The sequence below is a fragment of the Arthrobacter sp. efr-133-R2A-120 genome (genome assembly GCF_030209835.1).
In the GTDB taxonomy this organism is placed as follows: Bacteria; Actinomycetota; Actinomycetes; order Actinomycetales; family Micrococcaceae; genus Arthrobacter.
The window spans coordinates 1-5,075 of the sequence record NZ_JARVRF010000023.1 but is presented as its reverse complement, the minus strand read 5'-3'; the positions used below and the strand labels follow the sequence as shown (position 1 = coordinate 5,075).

Sequence of the window (5,075 nt, the reverse complement as noted above, 5' to 3'; positions counted from 1 at the left end):
CTACGAAGGATAGAACAATGGAACAGCAATTCGAGGGCAAAATTGCCATCATCACAGGCGCCGCAAGCGGCATCGGCTACACCGTCGCCCACCACCTCGCATCCCGCGGCGCCCGCGTCGTCGGCGTCGACCTCTCCGACAGCGTCGGGGCCCTCATGGCAGAGCTCCCCGGCAAGGGCCACCACGGCATCGCCCGCAATCTCACCGCACCCGAAGCCGCCGGCGAGATCGTCGAAGAAACCATTCGCGTCGCCGGTGTGCCGCACATCCTGGTCAACTCAGCCGGCGTCGCCCTGCTCGATGCCGCCGTCGACGTGCCGGCCGCACGCTGGCAGGCAACAATCGACATCAACCTCAGCGCCAGCTTCTACATGGCCCAGGCGGCAGGCCGCGTCATGGTCGAGGCCGGATACGGGCGCATCATCAACCTCGCCTCCCAGGCCGCCGTCATCGGCCTGGACCAGCACGCCGCCTACTGCGCTTCCAAGGCAGCGATCGTCGGCCTCACCCATGTGCTCTCGCTCGAATGGGCCCCCAAGGGGGTCACGGTCAACGCCGTCTCCCCCACCGTCGTGGAAACCCCGCTCGGCAAGAAGGCCTGGGCCGGAGAAAAAGGCGAAAAGGCCAAGCGGGAAATCCCTGTGGGCCGCTTCGCCCAGCCCGAGGAGGTCGCCTCGCTCATCGGGTACCTGGCAAGTGACAACGCCGCCATGATCACCGGCAGCAACGTCCTCATCGATGGCGGCTTCACCACCGTCTGACAAACGCCCACCAGACAGGAGCGTTCCCGCACCGCGGGCCGCTCCTGTCTGCCGTCATACCCAAAATCATTGAAAGACACCAAGAGAGGGGCTCGGTTTACGTGCCACATTTGGAAGAGCAAGAACTGACTTGGACCAGCCTGGACCAGCGCGCCGTGGACACCGTCCGCGTTTTGGCCGCTGACGCCGTCGAGAAGGTCGGCAACGGTCACCCCGGTACGGCCATGAGCCTTGCCCCGGCCGCCTACCTGCTGTTCCAGAAGCTGATGCGCCACGACCCGAAGAACCCGGACTGGATCGGCCGTGACCGGTTCGTCCTGTCCCCCGGGCACACGTCGCTGACCCTGTACATCCAGTTGTTCCTTTCCGGCTACGGCCTGGAGCTGAAGGACCTCGAGGCCCTGCGTACCTGGGGTTCGCTGACCCCCGGCCACCCGGAATACAAGCACACTGCCGGCGTCGAGATCACCACGGGCCCGCTGGGCCAGGGCCTGGCCTCCTCGGTGGGCTTCGCGTACTCGCAGCGCCGCCAGCGCGGCCTGTTCGACGCCGATGCTCCCGCCGGCGAGAGCCCGTTCGACCACACCGTCTGGGTCATCGCGTCCGACGGCGACCTCCAGGAAGGTGTGACCTCGGAGGCTTCCTCCCTGGCCGGGCACCAGGAACTGGGCAACCTCGTGGTGATCTACGACGAGAACCACATCTCCATCGAAGACGACACCGACATCGCGTTCACCGAAGACGTGCTCAAGCGCTACGAGGCCTACGGCTGGCACACCCAGCGCGTGGACTGGACCAAGACCGGCGAATACGTCGAAGACGTCCAGGAACTCTACGGCGCCCTGCTCGCCGCCAAGGCCGAGACCACCAAGCCGTCCATCATCTCGCTGCGGACCATCATCGGCTACCCCGCCCCCAAGAAGCAGAACACCGGCAAGATCCACGGTTCCGCCCTCGGCGCCGAGGAAGTCGCAGCACTGAAGGAAGTCCTGGGCTTCGACCCCCAGCGTTCCTTCCAGGTTGACGAGGACGTCCTGGCACACGCCCGTGCCGTCGTCGAACGCGGCGCAGCCGAGCGCAGCGAATGGCAGGCATCCTTCGAGGCATGGCAGACCGCCAACCCGGAGGGCGCTGCACTGCTCGAGCGGATCGAGGCCAAGAAGCTTCCTGTCGAGCTCGACGCCGCGCTGCCGGTGTTCGAAGCAGGCAAGGAAGTTTCCACCCGCGCCGCGTCCGGCAAGGTCCTGAACGCGATCGGCCCGGTCCTTCCGGAACTGTGGGGCGGCTCGGCCGACCTCGCCGAGTCCAACAACACCACCATCGAGGGTTCGCCGTCGTTCATCCCGGCCTCGCGCTCCACCGGCGCGTGGAAGGGCAACCCCTACGGCCGGGTGCTGCACTTCGGTATCCGCGAGCACGCCGCCGCGTCGATCGTGAACGGCATCTCGCTGCACGGCCGCACCCGGGCGTTCTCCGGCACGTTCCTGATCTTCAGCGACTACCAGAAGCCGGCCATCCGCCTTGGCGCCCTCATGGGTGTCCCGTCGCTGTACGTCTGGACCCATGACTCGATCGGCCTGGGCGAAGACGGCCCCACCCACCAGCCGGTGGAACAGCTGTCCACCCTGCGCGCCATCCCGGGCCTGGACGTCGTCCGTCCCGGCGACGCCAACGAGGTTGCCGCAGCATGGAAGACCATGCTGGAGAACCACGAGAACCCGGCAGGCATCGTGCTGACCCGCCAGAACATCCCGACCTACGCACGCGGCGAGGGCGTTGCCGAGGATGACACCTTCGGCTCCACCGCCGGCGTCGCAAAGGGCGGCTACGTCCTGGCAGAGGCTTCGAAGGACGGCGCCACGGTCCCGGCCCAGGTCATCCTGATCGGCACCGGTTCCGAAGTCCAGCTCGCAGTGAACGCCCGCGAAGCGCTCCAGGCCGAAGGCATCCCCACCCGCGTCGTCTCCATGCCGTGCGTCGAGTGGTTCAACAAGCAGGACGCCGAATACCGCGAGTCCGTCCTCCCGGCCGCCGTCAAGGCCCGCGTCTCGGTCGAAGCCGGACTGGCACTGGGCTGGAAGGAATTCGTCGGCGACGCCGGACGATCCATCAGCCTCGAGCACTTCGGCGCCTCGGCAGACTACAAGCGCCTCTTCAAGGAGTTCGGCATCACGGCAGAAGCAGTCGCCGCCGCCGCCAAGGACTCCCTCGCTGCCGCGGGCAACTAACACCCCAACTAGAGTGCGGCCGGCGCCGAGGGACTGCCCACGGGCGTCCCTCGGCGCCCCGCAAACTGCCACCTATTCGAAGGAAGAAGCAGAAGCCATGACCGACGCAACACCCACCGCACAGCTTTCCGCCGCAGGCGTATCCATCTGGTTGGATGACCTTTCCCGCGAACGCCTGTCCAGCGGCAGCCTGCAGAAGCTCATTGACGAGAAGAACGTCGTCGGCGTGACGACGAACCCGTCCATTTTCCAGGCCGCGATCACCTCCGGCAGCGACTACGAAGCAAAGATTGCCGAGCTCGCCGCGAAGGGCGCCAGCGTTGAAGAGACGATCTTCGAGATCACCACCGCGGATGTCGCGGATGCCTGCGACCTCTTCGCCCCGGTCGCGGCGGCGAGCAAGGGCGTGGACGGCCGCGTCTCCATCGAGGTGGACCCCCGCCTGGCGTGGGATACCGAAGGCACCATCGCCGAGGCCAAGCGCCTCTACAAGAAGGTCGACAAGGACAACGTCCACATCAAGATCCCGGCAACCCTTGAAGGCCTCGCCGCCATCACGGCAACCCTGGCCGAGGGAATCAGCGTCAACGTGACCCTGATCTTTTCCCTGGAGCGCTACCGGGCCGTCATCAACGCCTTCCAGACCGGCCTGAAGCTGGCCAAGGAAAACGGCCACGACCTCTCCACGATCCACTCCGTGGCGTCCTTCTTCGTTTCCCGCGTGGACTCCGAGATCGACAAGCGCCTCAATGCCATCGGCACCGAGGACGCGAAGGCCCTCAAGGGCAAGGCCGGCGTTGCCAACGCCCGCCTGGCGTACCAGGTTTACGAGGAACTGTTCTCCACCGAGCGCTGGGCCGTCCTGACCGCAGCCGGAGCGCGCCCGCAGCGTCCGCTGTGGGCCTCCACCGGCGTGAAGGACCCGGCCTACCCCGACACCCTGTACGTGACCGAACTGGTCGCCGCCGGCGTCGTCAACACCATGCCGGAAAAGACCCTCGACGCCACGTTCGACCACGGCGTAGTCACCGGTGACACCATCTCCGGAACCTACGAGGAAGCAAACAGCGTCCTCAACGCACTGGAAGGCCTGGGCATCTCCTACAACGACGTCGTCGCAATCCTCGAATCCGAGGGCCTGGACAAGTTCGTCGCCAGCTGGAAGGAACTTCTGGCCGACGTCGAAGGCGCCCTCGCACGCAGCTGACGGTGGAGATTGGGCGACCCTTACGGCATAAGCATGCGCAACTCAAGACAACGAACACAGCCGCCCAATCTCTCTCCGTTTGACCATGTGTCAAGCAGCCCCAGTTCAGTCAATCCTCATGACTACCGCCATGAGGATTGACTGGCGAGGCCAAAACCATACAACCTCCACCCGCATCCGGACGTCAACGTCCGGAATGTGCAGCCCTATTGAAAGCCAGTAAAATGAAGGCAATTCGAAGGTTTACCGTCCGTACCCTGCTCCCCGAGCCGATCCGGCCACTGGCGCGTCTCGCCACGAATCTGCGCTGGTCGTGGCACCGGCCTACCCGTGAGCTCTTTGCGAGCCTTGACCAGGAATTGTGGGAGGAGAGCCGCCACGATCCAATAAGCCTCCTCGGGTCAATCAGCCGCGATCAGCTGGACCAACTTGCTTCCAACAATGAACTTGTAGAGCGTGTCCAGCACGCGGCTGCGGACCTGGACCGGTACCTGAGCGAGCCGCGCTGGTACCAGGGCCTGGGTCCGGACGCTCCGGCCTGCATCGCGTACTTTTCCCCGGAGTTCGGCATCACGGAGGTGCTTCCGCAGTATTCCGGCGGCCTGGGCATCCTGGCCGGGGACCACCTGAAGGCCGCCTCGGATTTGGGTGTGCCGCTGATCGGCGTCGGGCTGCTCTACCAGGCCGGCTACTTCAAGCAGTCCCTTTCCCGGGACGCCTGGCAGCAGGAAACCTACCCGGTCCTTGACCCCGACGGCCTGCCCCTGACACTCCTGCGCGAACCGTCCGAGGACAGTACCGGGAAGCCCGTGACGATCTCCCTGCCGCTACCCAACGGACGCAAGCTCAACGCGCACATCTGGCGTGCCGACGTCGGGC

4 protein-coding genes are annotated in these 5,075 nt (G+C 65.6%); all 4 read left to right on the top strand.

Annotation, left to right across the window (positions count from 1 at the left end; all coding sequences use genetic code 11):
• Positions 1 to 761 (top strand): GolD/DthD family dehydrogenase (locus tag QRN52_RS12670; RefSeq protein ID WP_350225148.1); only part of this gene is annotated, 761 nt, incomplete at its 5' end.
• A gap of 110 nt (positions 762 to 871) precedes the next feature.
• Positions 872 to 2,989 carry a transketolase gene (gene tkt, locus QRN52_RS12665; protein ID WP_284753080.1) on the top strand — a complete coding sequence of 706 codons (2,118 nt, stop codon included), beginning with the start codon at positions 872 to 874 and terminating at the stop codon, positions 2,987 to 2,989.
• 97 nt (positions 2,990 to 3,086) lie between these two features.
• Positions 3,087 to 4,196, top strand: a complete 1,110-nt coding sequence (gene tal, locus QRN52_RS12660) for a transaldolase (RefSeq protein WP_284753079.1) — start codon at positions 3,087 to 3,089, stop codon at positions 4,194 to 4,196.
• Between the two features lie 224 nt (positions 4,197 to 4,420).
• On the top strand, positions 4,421 to 5,075 hold a 655-nt coding region (locus QRN52_RS12655; protein WP_284753078.1), incomplete at its 3' end, for a DUF3417 domain-containing protein.

Excerpts from the sequence above, each read along its gene's own strand:
- tal (WP_284753079.1), top strand. The coding sequence starts at position 3,087 with ATGACCGACGCAACACCCACCGCACAGCTTTCCGCCGCAGGCGTATCC.